Raw genomic sequence first — 19,056 nt, forward strand, 5'->3', positions numbered from 1 at the left:
ATTCATAATTTCTCCTTTGCAAGTAGTTTAGCAGGACTTTTTTGTAAACAAGTGTTTCAAACTATTTAGCCAACAATTGAATCGATTGGTATAACTATTTATTATGCCTTAGATCTTGCACCTAGAAATATGAATGTCAAATCCTTAACTACGTGCCAGAGGAATCATGTGTGCAAGAAAGAGTAAAACAGAAGACACTAGGGCGTGTTTTCAAACTATAACAAAATGGAGGCGATCGCGATCATGGCAGTATAATTAATTGACTGCAAGTTTTTCATATCGGGTGGCAATACGACGAAATTGTTTGAGTCGGTTGATAGCGCGCTCAACAACGTTGCGTTGACGGTAGATTTCACGACTAAATGGGCCGCGTCGCTGTTCATTTGAGAGTCGTGGAATAGTGAAGCGGATACCACGGCGGCGAAGGTAATTACGTATTCTCCGACCTGTGTAACCTTTATCTCCAAAAATAATAGCTAGAACACAGGACACACTCAAAATTGAAAAACTACAGGAGAGTAAAAAATTAGGGAGGCATAAAATTATCAAGGTGCTGCCACACGAATTTAGCTTTCTGTCTCAAACTGCAAACATAACCACAATGGCAAACATGAAGAATGTTACTACTGATTCAGCGTTAAGCAAGAAGTAATCAATAAGTCAGTATATTTTTTCGCATACTTAAATTATGGCATTAGGTTCAATAAGGCTTTATTAAGAATAAACTAAGTAAAATTTCTATGAGTAAGTATTTTTAAATACTGATAAATTGTTAGTATAAATTAGAAATTTGTTGAATAAATTACCGATAAAAAGAAAGTAAAATTAAATTTTACGGGTATTTTAGTGCCAAAAAGTGAAAATTTATCTTTAATTTTATAAGTTTAATTGTTCATATATGACAATTCAAGCTAAACATTTTGACACTAGATTAAATCAATGGATTTATACAGATGGTAATACAAATAATCCAGATTCGCTGTTAAAGGAAGAACTTAATAATACCCTATTAGAATATTTCTTTCCTGAGGTAAACTTTTCGTTCGGGCATATGGACGAAAAGTCTACTGTGGAACAATTAATTAATCATCCTGAAGGTCATAAATTATTATTATCATCAAAAACTCGGTTGTTATATGGCCCCGAAGAATGTCTAGATACAATTAGACAATTATGCCCTGATAACAAAGATAGAGGTGCTTACGGGTCTATATTTCTTGGTTCATGTAGAAATGCTGTCAATAAAGAGTTAAACATCCTAATAGTTGATGATAATAATGGTGAAAATGGCGGCATTATCAGTAATGACCAGACATATCGGCTCACAGGAGACTGTTACGGACAAATATCAAAAGACCTGTATCACGAATTAACTAAGCATCAAAAAGGTGATAAATATCGAGTAATTCAGCACCGCTTCGGTTGGACTGAGCGAGACGGAGATGATAATCAATACCGCTTTGGTAAAGGTACATTACGCCCTGCTAACCTTGAGCAAATCCTCAATTATCAAAACTCGAATAACTCAACTAAAATTGACCTAATTCTTCCCTTATCTGCGTTCAAGGGAACTGATAAAGACAATCCTAATGGCCCGACTAAGCCTCAAATTAAACCTGGATTGTACAGGCAAAATATCTGGCTAGGTGAAAAATCACAATCTGAACTCGGCAAGACAGCTATCTCGCAGTTACTCGCTTCATTCCCTAACGGACTGAAAGACTTTACTGAACAATTAGAACTTGAAGCCAAAAAGCTTAAAGAAGCACAGGATGATCCTCGGCAACTTGCACAACTTTACTGCGAAAAGTACGAGAAACGGAAAGCCTTTTTAGAAGAACAAGCAACCACACTAGAAGAACAAGCAGCAGAAGATCCAACAGTAGCAGAAAAATTAGAAACTTTGCGCTCGCGCATTGCTACTGACTCGTTTATTTACAAACTCATCAAAGCTGACCTGCAAGAAAAGGGGCAACTTCTCGAAACTGAGAAAGTACAGCGCGAACTTGCCCGGTTCGTCCAAAACGAGTGGAAAGAAATCGCCATCGGCAAAACGTTAACGTTTGAGAGAGCAATGGTCATTCCCTCCAAAGACCTGCAAAATGGGGAAATCTGCATCCCGCATTATCAAGATGGGGAAGAAGTTCTCAACTTCCGCTCCCCTTTCCTCAACTCAAATGGTCTATGCGTCTCAACTAACAAAATTGTAGAAGACATCCTTGGGCCTGATGATCAACCTCTAGCAGGTACCATCGCTGTCTCGGACGAAACAAGCGATCGCATTTATAACCGTCTAAACGAGCAAATTAAATCTGCCCTACCCGAAGCCCAAAGTAAAAATATTCAGTTAGAAGGTATTGAAAATTACTTAGATAAAAATATCGGCAAGCTCGAAACTAAAGAGAAAATCGAGTTTACCAACAAATTTAATGAGTATATTTCAGAACTAGAGTCAGCTGGTTACGAGCTAGAAATTTTTCCTCAAGAGTCCGAACAAGAGCGTCAGGCACGCGACTACGATGGTGATTGTATTGGCTTTGAGCGGGCAAGCAGGTATCCAAACCTCACTGCGGAGGCAAGGGAGCGCAACCTGCCTGAAAACGCTTACGATCCAACTGTTAAACTCAAAAAACAATCTTTTTACCAGGAAGATGGCAGTCAGCCGGAATTTGAAGAAATCGCCATACACATGAGCGATGGCATTAGTGTCGGTGTTATCAACAATCACCTTACCTCAATCGAAGCGTTAGAGTCAGAAATTACTATCCTGAAAAACTATGGTAGTGAAAAAGACCAAATTGAGTACGTACAGCAGGTAGCCAAACACTATGAAGATTTATTTACAACAGAAGCCTGGGCAAAATCCAAGGATATTGAAGGGAAGGAGGTTCCGACCAAGTATCGCGGTTACATGGAAGAGTTTATCAAAACTGTTCGGCAAGAACCCCTAAACCAGGTCAGTATACTGGTGGCAATGAATACTAACATTAAGATATACCGCGAAATGATTGCTGAGGCAGCATTTCAAAACCAAATTGCAGTTGACCTCTTCAAAAGTGCCAAAAAACCCGAAATGGAAATTATCCGCAACAACAGTCGGATTCTCCACCGGGAAGTTAACTATATTAAGGATAAGAAGAAAGACGTTTATATTGACAATACAATTCAACCGACGGGATACTCGCCTGTTGAATTACTAATTGCTCAAACCAACCAGTATTTTGAAAAAGCTCGTCTCGAATCGCGTGAAATCGCACAATTTCAAGCTTTATTTAAAGGTGTCGAGTTTTCTAACGAACAGCGATTAAGAGCTACTCTTGTCAAAAAAGAATTCGACAAATCCTTTAACCAAGCGAGTCAGCTATCTAGACAAAGAGAAACTGAAAAAGGGCCGTCTGCAAATATTACCCTTGCTAACGGCAATCAAGTAAGTGTAACTAACCTTTTACAGTATGACAACGAATTTATCTGGAAAGCGAATAAAATTACGATCAAGCTATCAGAAATATCTGAGGAGAAGCGCAACAGTAACCGCCCGCATAAATATGTAGTTTATGCCCAAATTAACGATGAGACTGAGAACGGTAAACCCAAGTTTAGGGCATTAGGAACACTTGCTAAGGAGCAAGAAAACAAACCCGAAGAGATAGGAATTGCACTTGGACAGGAAGTAACGTCTAACAAAATAGCCTTTCAAGCTGAACTAAGTGAAGGTCAAATTAAACTTCTTTACCAAAAAGCCTACCAGATAGCAGAAGAATTTTACAATTCAATTCCAGAAGGACAAAAGTTAGCAATGGCAGCTGCTACTTGGGCAGTATCAACTACTCGTGAGAGTAGTAATGATAAAGGTAGCGATTACCAAAAGAAAGTTTCTAATTTCGCCTTTGCTGCCTTTCCTGAAGAGATTATCAGTCAGTTAGACACACTCAGATTTAATGAGTTTAGTATCACTGGCTTCGACAGGAGTAGTGAATTATTTCATGAAAATAAACCTCAAAATATTCGATTTAATCTAGCTGAAGATGGAAAAAGTGTCATTGAACTCCAGAACCAGGAAGGTAATTACGAAACATTTGGAAATATAGAACAAAGTAACGCCCGACTACCAATTGGTACTACTGCTATTGCTAGCGTTGAAAAAGGTGAAGTATATACCACCTCTGTTACAACCAAAGTACCCGGACTACCAGAACTTACATTTAAAGTAGGTGAAGTTAATAAGTTTGGAAATTCCCAAAGGTTTAATAATGAACCTGTAATGTTAACAATCGAAAAAGTTGACCTTATTCGTGAAGACTATAGCATTTATCTTCAAAATGGTAATAAACCTGAGAAACTAGGCAACATTGATAAGGAATCAATCAAAGAGGGTATTGCTGAAGGTTGGCTAGCAGAAAAACCCGGTAATGGGCAACAGTTACAGCTTAAAATTCAAACCATCATCACCGGACAAAATGCCTATGCAATAGCAGAGACATCTAACGGAAATTTTTTACGAATTAATATTACTAATCCAAAGTACAAGAAACAGGAGATTAGCAACCAAGCATTTAAAGAAACTTTAGTTAGAGCATTTGATAAAAAGCACGTTTATATTGCTAAAATTGGCGATCAATCACTCGGTATTATTGGTCAGCATACTGAACGCCTCGAAGCCGAGTTAAATAGAGAGAATGTACAAAGACAGTGGCAAAGGAAAGAAAGTAGCACTATACAAAAACTAATTGATACGGGTATTATTCGCTTAAACCAACAACGAACTAGTATCCCTGTACAGATTACCAGTAATGAAAGTACCTGTAAAATAACTATTAATCCAGAAACAGTACAGTATCCCAACAAATGGGTTAAGCGCAGTCAGCTTATCAGTAATGAACAGCCTGTCAGAAACGAACAGCAAGAAAAACGCAACCAAATACTCGGTAAAATTAACGAACGTCCTACAATCATATTCCAAGATAAAGAACAAAACTTAGTAGGTATTTTAGGATTAGCAGTTGATGAAAATATAACTGAAAAAACCAAAAAGTATCTAGAAAAAGTAGGAGTATCATACGAACACCTTCCTGGATCACAAGCTCGGTTAGAAACCAAAAAAGGTATGACTGTATTCGTACTCGATGAAACTACTATTAGTGACGAACTAAAACAAACCTTTATTGACCGGGCTGGTGGTAATATCAAGAGTGCAAATACATCATCACAACCCACTCCAATCATTCCAGAACAAACTGTATATTTTTATAACCCAAACCAACAATATACTTCTCCAGATGGATCGCAGGTAGAAACTAAAGAAGCTCTCGGATTAGTTGTTCCGGCACAAAACGCGATCGCTGTAACTACTTGGCTAGAATCAAAATCTACTGAAAATCATTATTTTATTGAGAGTAACACAGCTACATTTATTTTTAATAAAAATGAGATTAGTGAAAAAATAAACGAAGAATTAAATAGTTTACTTGGAGAACCGATTAATATCGGTGAAGTTGAGGGATTTGACCGCTATGAACAGCTTAGTGCAGAGTTAAATCAAAAAGTTGCGACTGAAGGTAGTCGTTTAGAATTAAACCAAATTCCAGAAGATAGTGAGTACAAAAAAGCTCTACAAGCACTACCTAACCGTCCCAGAGAGCTTAATCAAGAAGATTCTCCAGTACCAATTATTCCTGCGAAAGCTGTACCAGAAAAGAATATAACTAACATTCAATCAAATATTAACGCCAAAATTGCAGGAATTTCACAAATTTATCAAAACTCAGTTGAAACACAAGTATCAAAAAACACAAAACTAGAACCTAAAAACCAAGCAATATTACTACCAAACTCGCGTCAAGCCGATCAAACTAAAGCTATCGAAATATTGGGTAAGGTAAGCGACGAAAAAGTAGAACAATTGCGATCGCACCTTGAAACCCACCTCAAACCTGTACTTGAAAACGATAAATCTAACTACGCACTACTGAGACAAGTCGCATGGGTCGGTGCAAAATGGGATTTAAAAGACAAAGACTTCAAGCCAGGGGTACAGGACGACAAATTAATGGAACTTGTCAAGCAGGTATATCCTGATGCTGGCATTGTGCTAGTCACTTATTCCGAGAACCCCGGTGCTGGCATCAACTACCACCGCGATGACTCCTACGCCGCGACGGAAGCCCGCAGCATTAATATCGGAAATTCTGATTGGGGGTATCGCGCTGCAAAGGAACGAATGGCATGGACTAGGGAGGAGAATCAGGACGCACCATACCAAGAGTTTAAACTTGAGTCGGGTACAGTAACCCGCTTTAACTGCAAGAACGAACACGCTGCCCTCAATACTGAGGCTGGCAGATGGTCTATCAACATCTGGTCAATTAAAAATGACCTGGGCAGAGAAAACAGCGTTCGCCAAAAATTTGAGAACTTCCTCGCCTCAAACCAACCTCCTCATGCGGTAGTCCAAAGCAACAGCGACCTCACCATCAAAACTAACGAGTGGACACCAGGGGGAGAAATTAAAGTAGAACGCAGTTATACCAGCCTCAGAGAAGTCACCCGAAACATACCCTCACACTCTTCAAACCAAGCAACTGTAGAAGAAATTATCGCCATCGGGAATTCCACTGCGGCACGCGCTGCTAACCCTCAGATTCCAGACAACCCGACTATATCTGGAAAACCAGTACCAATGGTTTATTCGCTGCATCTGCACGGCGAACCTTCCAAAGTACCAGCTAATACAACTATCGATGCCATGCGCGGACACGGTAGGATACACACCACCAGAGGTGTAGACTACCAAAAAACTTATGGTGTCAAAGAGGGAGATATTGCGATCGCTCAAGGTAAAAACGGCGAGCAAGTTGCTTTCCGAGTGGGTAAGCAGTACAAAATTACCCCCGAAATGATTCAAGATCCAAGTTACCAGCAAGCCTGGGCGAAATGGGAAAAGCATTCATCTAAAGAACTTACCCAAACCCAGGCGAGTAAGAGTCAGGTATATGGCTTATTCATGGAGCCGCTAGGGGATTATGTCAATGGCAAAATTGTTCCGTTCCCAACCATCCAAAAACAACCCGCAACACCAGTAAATATCAGCCCCGACTCCAAAGATGGGCTTGGAGTAGCACTCAGCCTTGCCACTGCACTCGCAAAAGAACAAGGCAAGCTGCAAAACGATTACCAAGTTTCAGTCAATAATAATCCAGAAGCCCCTGCTGGACAGTATGGAGTAGAAACCCATGTCCAAAAACCTGAAGGAGTAGCATACGCATCCGCCGAACACGCATTTAACCATCAAAAGCAGTTGCATCCATCAGCTGATGAATACAAGTTAATGGTAGAAGTGCTTCAGGCTAAACTCGAACAACACCCCCGGCTAACTGAGGCGATCGCCAAACGCGGAGGAACTGAGTGGCTGGAAAACTGTACGGCAGTTGCTACAACGGGGGGAACCCCCACAACGCACTGCCTCACCAATTTAACTAACGCCCAGGATAAACAGTGGGAGGGTAAGGGTAAAGAATCCGCATTTATTCAAGCCCTCAGCGAAGCATACAGCAATATAACTGAAAAGTCACAACAAACTACAGTACAAACCCAGCAGCACAAGTCCGAACAGACTGATCGTCCGCTAACAAATCCACTATCCCAACTCGAACCTATAAACACTGCCGTCGCTGAACACATGAAAAAAGATATTGCGATGGCACAAATAGCTACCCAGTTTATCGGTAAATCAGCTGCGTCCCCCGAAACACCTTCAAGCACCCGTAATTACGAGCAAGCATGGGGAGAACGTGCCAACACAGGAAATTACTCGAAAGACGACATTATTATGGTGTCTGGGTCTGGCCCGTGGCGCGGAGTGACAAGCGAGCAAATTGCTCAAACATTTGAAAATCACTACAAACCTTTACTTAATAAAGCAATAGAAGCGAAAAGCTCTTTCATAGTCGGAAATGCACAAGGAAGTGACCAATTAGTTCAAAATTACCTTCAAGAAAAAGGGTACAAGGTAGAACAAACTTCCCAAGGATACGCTGTATTTAATTCTGTAGAAAATGCCCTAATTAGTACCAACACTATTTCTTACAATAAACAAGTATTACATAACCCATTTATTACTAATGACAAGAGCATTTTCTCTCCACAACAAAGTCAACAACCAAATATTGACCAAGCACTCGCATCACCTTCAATACAGCAGGTTGGAGCGATGGATAACATTATCGAGCGGATGAAAGCTAATACAGTGCAAAATCTTCAAGACTGGTATGTAGCATCTGAAAAGCTCGGTAAATCAGAAATATATCTCAAGATAATTCAGGAGGTAACTGATTTATACATCAAAGAAAATATCAGTCTTGAGAACGCTTTTAAGGCAATGGAGCGAGATATTAAGGAGCTAGAAAAAATTAATGAAATGACCAGTCTTGCCCAAAACTTAGTTAAAATTATTGGACAGGAAGATATCAATGGCATTATGTCAGTAAAAACAGAAAAATACCAAATTGCTACAAAAGCCCAAGACAAAACTTACTTAGTTAAAAATAAAAATGACAACATATTATTATATGTCAAAGAAGGAAAAACCCAAGTAAGTAACATCAGTGATGAAACATTACAAGATTTTCAACTCATGAATTCTCGTATCAATAATGCTCTCAAAGATGTCAAAAAAGATTTAGTGGAGAGGTAATTTTAGTATGAAAGAACTAATCGAACTTCCAGTAGAAGGTTTAACTCCAGCGATGCAAGCCAGTCTCCTCAGAGAATTGATCAAACAGCTTAACATTCCTGATGATAAATTTGAAGAATCTGCAAAAAAGCCTCCAACTGCTGAGGAAAGAAAAGAGGCTGTGCTAAGGTTGAATTCGGAAATTAACAGAATCAGTGAAGTAGTGCAAGATGAAGCAAAAGTAAACTCTACAGAAATTAAACCTATCACTTTTGTTAATCAAGTTAATCAAGAGTCATCTTCACAAGGCGAAGCAAGCCAGTTTACACGAACGACAATTGAACCAGAGGTTCTAAAAAACCCCACAAATAAAAATGACGACAATAATGGCAACCCAGTAGAAGAGAGTCCAGAAGATAGAGTACAATCTCTTACCGCCGATTCTCAAATTAGACAGTTTGTTATTCCTGTAATTTTAGACCACTTAGATATATTTGGAAAATCAGATAAAGAGATACAAGGGATCATTTATAAAGGTGAAGCATATACTGCAAGTCTAAAATTAGAAGAAGATTCGCAAACTCTTAGCCTTGATAGAAATTTGCCTGATTCCGAACAAAGTCGAGAAGCACTCTTGGCATCTCGTGACAATAACTCAGAAGATTACTCTATCACCATTAATAATCTCACCAAAGAGGAATTTGAACGTTTCAAGACTCTGTTCAATGAGCAACAAGCACGCCGCGAACAGAGTCAACAAAAATTCCAAAACCAGGATTCTGCTAAAGAGCTAGATTAAATCAACCCAAACCACACGCCATACATAAAAGCTATAAATCCAAAAATCAGCTTTTTATTAAAACTCAGGGGGGTCTTGGGACAAATAACAACCGCAACAGCAAAATAGTAAAAAGACGCTGTAAAGTCAAACAAACTCGTCGGGTTAACAGGCAATCTGCCTAACCCGACCAAACATAGCATCCCCATTAAAGACCAAACAACAATCTTTTCTATCCATCCTAAAATTTTATCGCTTTTCATAAAAAATTATTTATTCCTCCATCAATTCGCTGATAACTATTAAAACCAGTACTGATAAATAAAATCATCTAGTAAATAGATTGCTTAATGAAAACTACATAAACCACCCAATTACTTTGTAAAGTTTTTACAAATAATAATAAAGATTTTAAGTTAATTATTTTATAGCCATTGTAAAGATTAAGAATTCTAAAAAAGGTAAGTGCTATAAGTATTATTATCAGGGACAATACCAAACCAAAAAAGCATATAATATGAAACCTATTAATGTTGTCATCATCGAAAATGAGAACATATCTAGGATTGGCGCGGCAACAATATTATCTGAAACTGGTGCAATCCAAGTGTGTGGCGTTGCCAAATACGGAAAACAAGGAATAGAAATTGTTGACAAAGAAAAGCCAGATATCGTAATTATAAATATTGATTTACCGGATATCGATGGCATTGATGTAATAAGCACAATTAAATCCAAACACGCATCAATTAGAATAGTGGTTATGACTGCAAATAGCAGCCGAGATACCATTAACGCAGCAATTAGTAATGGCGCAGACTGCTACTACGCTAAAAATAGCGTTAGAGAAGAAGTAGGAGAAAGATTCGTTGAAGCAGTAATGGCTGCGTACAATAATGAATCATGGATTGACCCAACTATTAATCGTATTCTGATCGATAGTCTCAGGTCAAATGACACACCCGATAGAAATGCACTAGATTTGTTAAGTGATTTCTCTAATAAAGAAATCACAGTTCTTCAATTAGCTGCCGGAGGCATGAAAAATAATGAAATTGCCAATGTAATGTATGTTTCAGAAGGTACAGTAAGGTCATATCTACATAATTCATTTATCAAGCTAGGAGTCAAAGATAGGTTAAACGCTATCCGCGAAGCAATCCGCCTGGGAATCCTCAGCTTTACAGACATGAAGATCGAAGAAGAAGTTACTCAAGAAACCCACACAAGAGTCAAAACAAACCAAAAAAGTCAAAAAGATACAGCTAAAACGAGTAATAAGGGATACAAAGGCTGGGTTGCCTAAAAAATTAATCAACTGCAATTATGCAGCCACCTGAATACTTCTTCTGCTGGCGGCAAGTTTTAATGATGGCGGCGTTTTTAACATAAATACTACGTGCCATCTTACCTTCATTGGATTTAGCCCAATCTAGAAGCTTTTTATCTTCAGATTGTAAGATGGCAGATCCAGAACCCGCCTGCTGAAAAGTTACACTTCCAGCGATGGTCTTGTATGTAAAAACACCAATTGCAGTCCCTAAAGCCAGTACAAAACCCAATACCCCCGCCACTTGTGCCAATCGCCAATTACTTACATCCAAGTGAGGCAAAGCCCCGCCAGCTTGCTTAGTCATCTTAACTAAATCCTTCGCCGCTTCTGCGATCGCACTCTTTTGTTGTTGTATTGCCACTTTAGAAGCACTATTAAGCTTATCGTCTACCATGTCAGTCCAACCTACCACAAGGGAGTCAAGCCTACCTGGTAGTTGCTGCAACGCAAACTGAGTTGTACCCAGTTCCGCATATAGGTTAAACAAGGGGTCATCAGGCCGAATACCCAATTTAAGTATCCAATCAGTAACCTCTACTTTTTTTTCTTCAGAATATTCTGCAACAACTTTTTCAACAACTTTTGCAAGATTAGCCATAGGTTGTTTTTAAACAGTCAATTTGAAATCTCACTTTCAATTTGGTAAAGCAAATAATTACCATTTCTCAGATTCAATATCTTCAGTTACATCAAGATTGGAAGGACTTTGTTTACTTACACCCGTAGAAACTAATTCTGCACAGTTGATACTTAACCCTAGATAATTAGAAGCTATTCCATTAGAAACAATAGAGTTATGAAAATTCTCCATCCAGTTGAATACTATCGAACGCTGAATAGTATTAAGAGGGGAGTTAGTTTCAATCAGTTGAGCATAAGGTAAATCAGTATCCTCAAGCAACTGGTAAAAGTCATTATGTGTGACTTTACCCATAACTTTGCCGAGACTAGAAGCATAAGCTTGCCGCAGAAGGGGCTGTGAAGCTTGATGTTGCGTCAAATAAATTATCACTTTTTTCTATCTTTGGAACCATAAGTTTGCCGCAAGTCGAAATTGGAATCATAAACTTGCCGCGAGTAATTATAAAATTTTATTTCTTTTGTCGCCCTATAAACATAGTTACTAAGCGACTCAACTCGCTAAACTGCATTTCTAGCAAGTCAGTTCTTTCTTCTGTGAGTTGAACTTGTTCGTGCAACTTCTCTATACCCTGCTCCAACAAGTTCACTCTGTCTTCAACCGAATCTTCTGGTAACTCTAAATACTGAGCTATTGCCTCCCTAATTACTTGAGTCCTGTCTTTATCATCAAGAATGGCACGAGCATCCAGGGCTTCTAACATAGTTTGGGACAATCTGATTGATATAGTTTTATCTTTACCGATTTTTGACATATTACTTTTGAGATACGACCGTGATATTCTTGAGATACAAAAGATCCGGTCAAGCCAGCAATCATATAAAAGTACGCCAAATACAGGGTTTGTTTTTAAATCTGGTTCAGCAAGCGAAAATAAAAAGCTTACAAAAATCTGAAGCACCAGATATAAAAGCAGAGTCTTGGGAGCAATTTCATAAAGCAAGCCCATAAGCTTGCCGTTGCGGCAAAGTTATGGGTAAAGTCACATTATGTAACCCACCTAAAACTAGTTCCAAGCCGTTTAATTTTTTAATATCAGCTTGGAATTTACTACCTTCATAGTATCGAAATTGCTTGCTAAAGTAATGATTTTTGACAACAATATAGTCAACCTGACTACCAAAATGCTGATACAAATCCTGAAGATATTCTTCAACACAATCTTTACGATGTGATATTGGGTGCAAGAAAGTAACACGATATCCCAGACAGTTAAGATTTTCTATCAGTGAAACATCTCTATCAAAAAACTTGAATTATCGGAGATTTTGACCTGGCATATCAGTCAAAATAACTTCAATTTTCGGAAACATTTCTAAGTCGAGTAATAACCTATCAGAATCACCTCTAGAGAATCCCAAATGGTTTATCTCAAAGCGTTGTGTTTGATACATCGATAGCTTATTGCGATGCCCGTGGTAGAAAACACGCACATTGAGTTTATTTTTCAAGTACAATTCTAGCAATAGCCTAGAAGCTGTAGACTTACCTACACGAGCATCACCCGATGTAATCACAAAACGCTTTCTAAACATAATAAACTAAGCAAACTACTAAATTAAGCAGCTATATTTTCAGATTTTAAATTTGAATCTTGATTTTTAACTTTTTCTTTTTCTTCATTTTCTCTAAGCTCTTTAGATTTTTCAACAACTGCTGGATAGTAACAATCATCTGGTTGTATATCAAAGCCAAATAAATTAAATGCTGGCTTAATTTGCGCTTCAAACTCAGCAAGCCAAGATTTAATTCTCGACTTAATCACAATATTTGTTCCTTTATGAGTCTGACCTTCATTAAATGTCAGAGCATGGCGGTCAATAAAGTCGTAGGATTTGTAGAATAAATCTGGCATCACAAGTTCTACCAGACCTTCTGCAAGCATATTTTGACGCAGAGAAGCGTCATTATAACGCTCAAATTTTTCTTCTTCACCATGAAATAAGTTCTTGACGACAATATAATCTACTTGATCTTTACAAAGTTCGCGCAGTTTTTCTAGAACATTTATGGAATCAAGAACTCTACTAATCACTGAAACCATCGTAACTTGACAATTAATATCGGTTTTAAGCACTTCAAAAAATGAAAGCTCTTTGACATAACTCTCAAAAAAACCTCCAGATTGTGCTGGTAAGTCTAATAGTGTAATAGGACAATCACTCTCATCTAAATTAATTAATAAATCGTCAGCACCACCTCTATGAAAGATATCAATGTAACGTATTATCGGTCGGTAGTCTTTTTTGAAATATCTTTCTAACTGAGGATTTCTTAAGTCAGCTTCATAAGTAACACAGGGTAAATTTTTATTAATGTACAGTTGAAATAGCGCTCGTGCAAAGGTGCTTTTTCCTACACCACCTTTATCACCTGTGACAATTATTAGCCGCTTTTGAGGTTTACTATTATTACTATTGGTTGTATTATCATCAGACATGACTTTTTTACCCTTATTGTTTCTATTTGAAGACATAACATTCCTCTACAAAGCAAATACACTTTGTTGATGTAAACCGAAACTTTTAAACCTTATTTTGAAGAAAAGAATTCATTTGTAATAATTAAACACATTTAGTATAAGCAACTTTTTACGATAAAACTAGTTGATTATACAGGTTCTCCGCAAACCACATAAAATAGCTATATCCTTCCATGAATACTTCTAGAATAAATAATTAAAAGTATACTTATGCAAAAATGTCAATACCTGCATCAATTCTAAAATGCTCATATTCTTGCCCTAAAAATTAGCTATATGATGGAGCCAATAAAGATTCATTATTCAATGAAAACTAACTACTTTGTTTTACATAGATTGGTTTTAGTATGTAACCTTTACCTCAAAAAGCCAATCAACAAAACTTCAATATTTAAGCAGCATTTGTTGATATATAAATTAGTAATAAATTTTGTTTAGTTTGCCAAAAATATCATAAAATATGAAAATATATACAAAAATGTATGGAATTTACTCAGCTAAAATGTCATCGAATAAACTTATAAAAATCACAAAAATTACCAAATGAAAGATATGCCTAGTGTAACCTCATAGAAGGCTACTCAACAAAAAGACAAAGCTAAAGATATGCGGGTTTAGAATCACCTTTTTAGTCTGGTGAAGACTTTGATGATGATTTCTAGTCAGTTTCACTATCATCATCTAGCCAGTCATCATCTTCCTCTTCCTCAGCAAAAGCTAGTTCAAATACTTCTTGTAACTCCTCTGAATCTATAAGTCCATCATCATTAATGCAAAGGCCTTTTCTACAGTCTTTACAGATAACCTCACCTATTTCTGTATAAAGTAAATCGCTAGATGAGCCGCAACTGAAACAACCATAGTTAAACTTATCAAACTTTTCTAGAATTCTAATTGCAATGTTTTTGTCTTCTATGTCGAATTGCTCCATTGCCCATTTGATATCTAGCATAGTTATTTTCTGGTAGATTGAGCTTTGCTATAGCTTTTGATTATCCCTCAAAACTAATCAATAAATACACTTGTGGAATAGTGCTACTGATCCGCAGTTGTTACAGTGCGATCGCTTTTGTGAAAGGTGCGATGCCTACGCTGGTAACTGGGCGCGTCCGTTGTGCGGGCTGTTCGGTGTCGCATTTTCCCTTTAAGAGTATCTCATCGCTACCATGCCAAAAAACGAACTAAAAGCATAAGCTTGTTAGCCCCACTTCTCCTCTAAAAATTAATCCGCTCCCTCTGTCTTATCTTCTGAGGAATTCTGGGAAGAAATTTTTTTGGCGATCGCATCCAATATTGTTGATATCTGATCGGGACTATTTAAATTAACTTGGTATACATTCGTAGCATGAACTTGATTACTCCCTATTACCACTTGTAACCCAGGTTCACCCAGCAGATGCTTGATTAACTTAGCTTTTCCCTCGGCATCCAAGTGATCGCAGTTTTCCATTAATTTTTCTAAAAAATCATCCTCACCCTTATTTACCACAATAAGCGCCTAAGTGTATATCAAAAATTTCTCAGGCTATCATACTGCTACTTGCAGGTCTGTAGTATCCGTATTTTTTCCAGATATGGCCCCTGGTTGTAATACCCAAGCGGCAATCGCTTGTAGTATTTCAGCTTTTTCTTTAGGTGTGGCAGATTCAATTAGTTGAATAGGCGTTAACTCAACTACTCCTATTCTCGCTAGTGCTGGAATTCTACAATTTTCTGGCAGGGCATGAAGGATTTTGAAGTAATTACCAGCTTTTAGGTCGTTTTTGCCATCAAGAAACTTACTAATAGTACTCTCGTGGACACCAGCCCTAACAGAAATTTCTCTTGCTGTTAAGCAACTTTCCTTAATTGCTGTAATTAATATTTCTTGATGTTTATCCATATTGCCACTACTTGCTTTTTTTCAAGTTATTGAATACTATCAAATCTGTCTAGAAAATACAATTTAGCAAAAATCACACTGGCTTAATGGTGCTGGGGTGACAGTTTTGTGAAATTTTAGCGACTTTTACAACAAACTAGCTCTACTTGCATATGCGGGTAAGGGCAAAACTCATTTTATCCATATTATGACAGACACAAAGATTCAGGGGAAGTTCTACCCGCTCCAACATGAAGAATGGCTAAGAGCCTGCCGGGAACTAACCCCAGCACAGAGGGATGTACTCTACTACCTTCGCACTCTCGACCCATACAGCACCGGAATGGAAGTATCACCCTCAAGGATTGCCAAGGATTTATCTACCGCAGAAAAGCCAGTTCACCGCAGCACTGTAGGCCGTGCCCTCAAAGCGTTGGATGAAAAGGGATTTGTCGATATGGAGCTTCTTAAGGTTAAGGTTCACGTTCTCACCAAAGGCTTGCACTGTTGCGATGAGGTAACAAGTTGTGATGAGGCAACAAGTTGCGATGAGACAACAAGTTGCGATGAGGCAACAAGTTGTGATGAGGCAACAAGTTGCGATGAGACAACTTTGTTGCCTGACCGCAACTTAGGTGATCATGACGCAACTTGCGCGATCGCTACGCAACTTGCGCGATCGCCACGCAACAAGCACGAGCCAGAAGTATTACCAGATAAAGATTCCAGCACACCTAAGATTAATAAGACTTATTTAGAATTTATAGACTCTCTCTCAGAAACCGAGCGAGCGAATTTTTTGAATTTTTGTGAGGAAAAGACAAAGAACCTCAGCCAGCCAGTGAATGACATTGAGGCTTGGTTAGCTCACACCACTAAAGCTGGACAGAACCGTTGGGAAGTTTATTACAAAAAATTTGTGACGTACCAACAAGCCGAGTCCAAAAAATCTCAAAGTAGCCGTAGCAGTCAAATGAAAAAGTTTCAAGAGGAACTTGAGCAACAACGACAACAAGCTATGTCCATGTACGGCAACACAAATGAATCAATGGAAGCTTTGCCCAACTCAATCTAAAATTTCAAGTTGCTTATGAAAGAACAACTAAATTTCCAAGGTGATGGTAGCGATGGCCTGCCACCCCAAAACATTGAGGCGGAAGAGGCGATTTTAGGCGGTATCATGCTTGACCCAGAAGCAATAGGTAGAGTGAGCGATTCTTTGATTCCAGAAGCTTTTTACATCAGCGCTCACAAAGATATCTATCAAGCAGCTCTTAGGCTCTACAGTCAAAGTAAACCCACGGACTTGCTTACAGTCACCAGTTGGCTGACTGACCATGATTTACTTACCCGCATTGGTGGGAGAAATAAATTAGCAACTCTGGTAGACCGCACGGTATCAGCTGTGAACATCGACGCTTTGGCAGGGTTAGTAATAGAAAAATACCTGCGGCGGCAGTTAATCAAGGCTGGCAATGAAATTGTGCATCTGGGTTACGAAACTGAAACCGAGTTACCCAAAATCCTTGATCAATCGCAACAGAAAGTATTCCAGCTTTCTAACCAAAGCTTTGGTTCAAACACCGAACACAACAGCACAATTAGTATTGCTGCTTACAAGGAATTAGATTCAGGAAGCCCTATCTACTCCACAGGACTTGATGAACTCGATAATTTAATGGTCGGATTTGAAGGCGGTACGCTTACCATAGTTGCGGGTAGACCGTCAATGGGAAAGTCCCAGATTTCGTTGCAACTAGCTCTCAAGATGATATTGCTCCACGATTTACCTGTGGCTATCTTCTCGTTGGAGATGACAAAGAAACAATTAGAGTACAGGCTGTGGAGTTTAATTAGCGTCACCAATGCCTACAAACATTTAGGATTAACGCCACTGAAGAGCGATCGCATCCGCAGACATCGAGCCAAATTTCAACCTTTAGCAGATTGGGAATTCACGCTTATTGCCAAAATCGTTGATATTGCCTCAGAACTGCCGCTTTATATGAATGATTCAAGGGGTATCACCGTTTCACAAATTGCATCAGAATGCCGCCAAATTAGGGCTAAAGAGGGAAAACTGGGGCTAGTTGTAGTTGATTACCTGCAAATGATGGCAGAGGACTCTGGAGGCAACCGCAGCTATGAACTAGGAGATGTAGCCAGGGGACTTTACAAAATGGCAGGGGAACTAGATGTACCCGTGCTAGCACTGTCCCAAATCTCTAGGGGAGTTGAGGGCAGACAGAATAAGCGCCCAATGATGAGCGACCTTAGCCAATCGGGAATTTTAGAAATGGTGGCAGACAATATTATTCTTGCTTACCGGGATGAGTACTACAACCCAGACACTACAGAGCAAGGAATATTAGAGCTAATCATGGCTAAAGCACGGCACGGTGAAACAGGCACAGCAACGGTATTTTTTGACAAGTCCTATGGAATTATCCAGAATTTGCGGTGATGGAATATCGGAGTCCTCAAACTCCTGTCAAAACCATCCGCCTCCTGTATCGGAATTTTTACTGGGGGGTATTGATAATAGCCCTAGTAAAAATTTTGAAGAAGTAGGGATACCCCCCAGTAAAGATAACCCTAGTAAAAACTCTCAACAAATAGAGATAACTCCAAGTATTAACAACCCTAGTAAAAAGCGCAGAAATTGGGGTGAGGGTAACGGCACTATTTATTGGCGCACCATTACTAGGGGTGGAAAGGACTATCCCCAGGCTTATTATCATTGGCAAGAAAAAGGTAGAAAAAAGACCAAGTACATTCCCAAGCAAATACTTGGGGTTATTCAAGAAGCAGAGTTCAATAAGCGCCCAATTAGAGAAATTTTGACATTACTGGGTGTTGTGCCTAGCCCTAGTAAAAACACATTACTAGGGGATATCGAAAATAACCCTAGTAAAGATGTCGAGCAGTCAGAGATACCCCCCAGTAAAAACAGCCCTAGTAAAGATGTCGAGCAGTCAGAAATACCCCCCAGTAAAGATAGCCCTAGTAAAACTAGACGGGACAAAGGATTAGGTAGTGGCTCCATTCAGTGGAAAACCATCACCCTTCACGGCAAAGATTATCCCCAAGCTTGGTATCACTATGAGTTTTGTCAGGATGGCGATCGCCTCCTTAAAAAGTGCAAGTATATTCCAAAACGACTATTAGAGAGAATAGAGAAGCTAGAAGCAGATAAAGCGCCAGTTAGAGATATTTTGTCAGTATTGCGTGTAAAATTCTAGAAAAACCATTACCTCAGAAAAGCCGCGCAAATCGTAAATACCAGGTAATACC

At 38.8% G+C, this 19,056-nt stretch carries 18 protein-coding genes; 7 read left to right on the forward strand and 11 right to left on the reverse strand.

Annotated elements, in window-relative coordinates; genetic code table 11:
* Positions 1-255: 255 nt before the first annotated feature.
* Complete coding sequence (locus tag LC586_RS15680; RefSeq protein WP_438822906.1) at positions 256-492, reverse strand: transposase; 237 nt, start codon at positions 490-492, stop codon at positions 256-258.
* A 406-nt stretch (positions 493-898) separates the two neighbouring features.
* Here LC586_RS15680 and LC586_RS15685 point away from each other — a divergent pair, with 406 nt between their 5' ends.
* Entirely contained in the window at positions 899-8,689 is a 7,791-nt protein-coding gene (locus tag LC586_RS15685) for a hypothetical protein (protein WP_229485704.1), read from the forward strand.
* Between the two features lie 7 nt (positions 8,690-8,696).
* On the forward strand, positions 8,697-9,467 hold the full coding sequence (locus LC586_RS15690; protein WP_229485705.1) for a hypothetical protein: 771 nt from the start codon (positions 8,697-8,699) through the stop codon (positions 9,465-9,467).
* Here LC586_RS15690 and LC586_RS15695 read toward each other — a convergent pair.
* A complete protein-coding gene (locus tag LC586_RS15695) occupies positions 9,464-9,709 on the reverse strand; it encodes a hypothetical protein (protein ID WP_229485706.1) in 246 nt (81 codons plus the stop codon). The two genes, LC586_RS15690 and LC586_RS15695, sit on opposite strands and share 4 nt — an antisense overlap.
* A 254-nt stretch (positions 9,710-9,963) precedes the next feature.
* On the opposite strand from LC586_RS15695, the gene LC586_RS15700 reads away from it, so the two are divergent.
* The gene (locus LC586_RS15700; protein WP_229485707.1) at positions 9,964-10,752 is read left to right on the forward strand and encodes a response regulator; all 789 of its coding nucleotides are present in this window, start codon (positions 9,964-9,966) and stop codon (positions 10,750-10,752) included.
* Between the two features lie 4 nt (positions 10,753-10,756).
* On the opposite strand, the gene LC586_RS15705 is transcribed toward LC586_RS15700, so the two are convergent.
* The 7 genes from LC586_RS15705 to LC586_RS15735 all read right to left on the reverse strand — a co-directional run bounded on the left by LC586_RS15705 (position 10,757) and on the right by LC586_RS15735 (position 14,853).
* Positions 10,757-11,377, reverse strand: coding sequence for a DUF6753 family protein (locus tag LC586_RS15705; RefSeq protein ID WP_229485708.1), 621 nt, complete (start codon positions 11,375-11,377; stop codon positions 10,757-10,759).
* 57 nt (positions 11,378-11,434) lie between these two features.
* Positions 11,435-11,779, reverse strand: coding sequence for a hypothetical protein (locus tag LC586_RS15710; protein WP_229485709.1), 345 nt, complete (start codon positions 11,777-11,779; stop codon positions 11,435-11,437).
* A 91-nt stretch (positions 11,780-11,870) separates the two neighbouring features.
* On the reverse strand, positions 11,871-12,368 hold the full coding sequence (locus tag LC586_RS41120) for a CopG family ribbon-helix-helix protein (protein ID WP_306423253.1): 498 nt from the start codon (positions 12,366-12,368) through the stop codon (positions 11,871-11,873).
* Positions 12,352-12,606 (reverse strand): hypothetical protein, encoded by a 255-nt coding sequence (locus tag LC586_RS15720; protein ID WP_229485711.1) that lies wholly within the window; start codon positions 12,604-12,606, stop codon positions 12,352-12,354. Before LC586_RS15720 ends, LC586_RS41120 begins: the two co-directional genes overlap by 17 nt.
* A 69-nt stretch (positions 12,607-12,675) precedes the next feature.
* Complete coding sequence (locus LC586_RS15725; protein ID WP_229485712.1) at positions 12,676-12,954, reverse strand: hypothetical protein; 279 nt, start codon at positions 12,952-12,954, stop codon at positions 12,676-12,678.
* 23 nt (positions 12,955-12,977) lie between these two features.
* Positions 12,978-13,859: a P-loop NTPase family protein gene (locus tag LC586_RS15730; RefSeq protein WP_438822907.1), complete on the reverse strand. Its 882-nt coding sequence runs from the start codon at positions 13,857-13,859 to the stop codon at positions 12,978-12,980.
* A 700-nt stretch (positions 13,860-14,559) separates the two neighbouring features.
* Positions 14,560-14,853 (reverse strand): hypothetical protein, encoded by a 294-nt coding sequence (locus tag LC586_RS15735; protein ID WP_229485714.1) that lies wholly within the window; start codon positions 14,851-14,853, stop codon positions 14,560-14,562.
* A 70-nt stretch (positions 14,854-14,923) separates the two neighbouring features.
* Here LC586_RS15735 and LC586_RS40660 point away from each other — a divergent pair, with 70 nt between their 5' ends.
* Entirely contained in the window at positions 14,924-15,049 is a 126-nt protein-coding gene (locus LC586_RS40660; protein WP_267921683.1) for a hypothetical protein, read from the forward strand.
* Positions 15,050-15,123: 74 nt separating this feature from the next.
* Here the strand turns inward: LC586_RS40660 and LC586_RS15740 are convergent, their stop codons facing one another.
* Together LC586_RS15740 and LC586_RS15745 are read right to left on the reverse strand one after the other, a co-directional pair.
* Entirely contained in the window at positions 15,124-15,390 is a 267-nt protein-coding gene (locus tag LC586_RS15740; RefSeq protein WP_185587512.1) for a hypothetical protein, read from the reverse strand.
* A 39-nt stretch (positions 15,391-15,429) separates the two neighbouring features.
* Positions 15,430-15,783: a helix-turn-helix domain-containing protein gene (locus tag LC586_RS15745; protein WP_185587510.1), complete on the reverse strand. Its 354-nt coding sequence runs from the start codon at positions 15,781-15,783 to the stop codon at positions 15,430-15,432.
* Between the two features lie 187 nt (positions 15,784-15,970).
* Between LC586_RS15745 and LC586_RS15750 the strand changes: the two genes are divergently transcribed.
* From LC586_RS15750 to LC586_RS15760, 3 genes are read left to right on the forward strand one after another with little or no spacing between them, the layout of a single operon-like run.
* On the forward strand, positions 15,971-16,837 hold the full coding sequence (locus tag LC586_RS15750) for a winged helix DNA-binding protein (protein ID WP_229485715.1): 867 nt from the start codon (positions 15,971-15,973) through the stop codon (positions 16,835-16,837).
* A 15-nt stretch (positions 16,838-16,852) separates the two neighbouring features.
* On the forward strand, positions 16,853-18,226 hold the full coding sequence (dnaB, locus tag LC586_RS15755; protein WP_229485716.1) for a replicative DNA helicase: 1,374 nt from the start codon (positions 16,853-16,855) through the stop codon (positions 18,224-18,226).
* On the forward strand, positions 18,201-19,004 hold the full coding sequence (locus LC586_RS15760) for a hypothetical protein (RefSeq protein WP_229485717.1): 804 nt from the start codon (positions 18,201-18,203) through the stop codon (positions 19,002-19,004). Before dnaB ends, LC586_RS15760 begins: the two co-directional genes overlap by 26 nt.
* Positions 19,005-19,056 lie beyond the last annotated feature (52 nt).

It is taken from the genome of Nostoc favosum CHAB5714 (assembly GCF_020829495.1).
GTDB classification, from domain to species: Bacteria; Cyanobacteriota; Cyanobacteriia; order Cyanobacteriales; family Nostocaceae; genus Nostoc; species Nostoc favosum.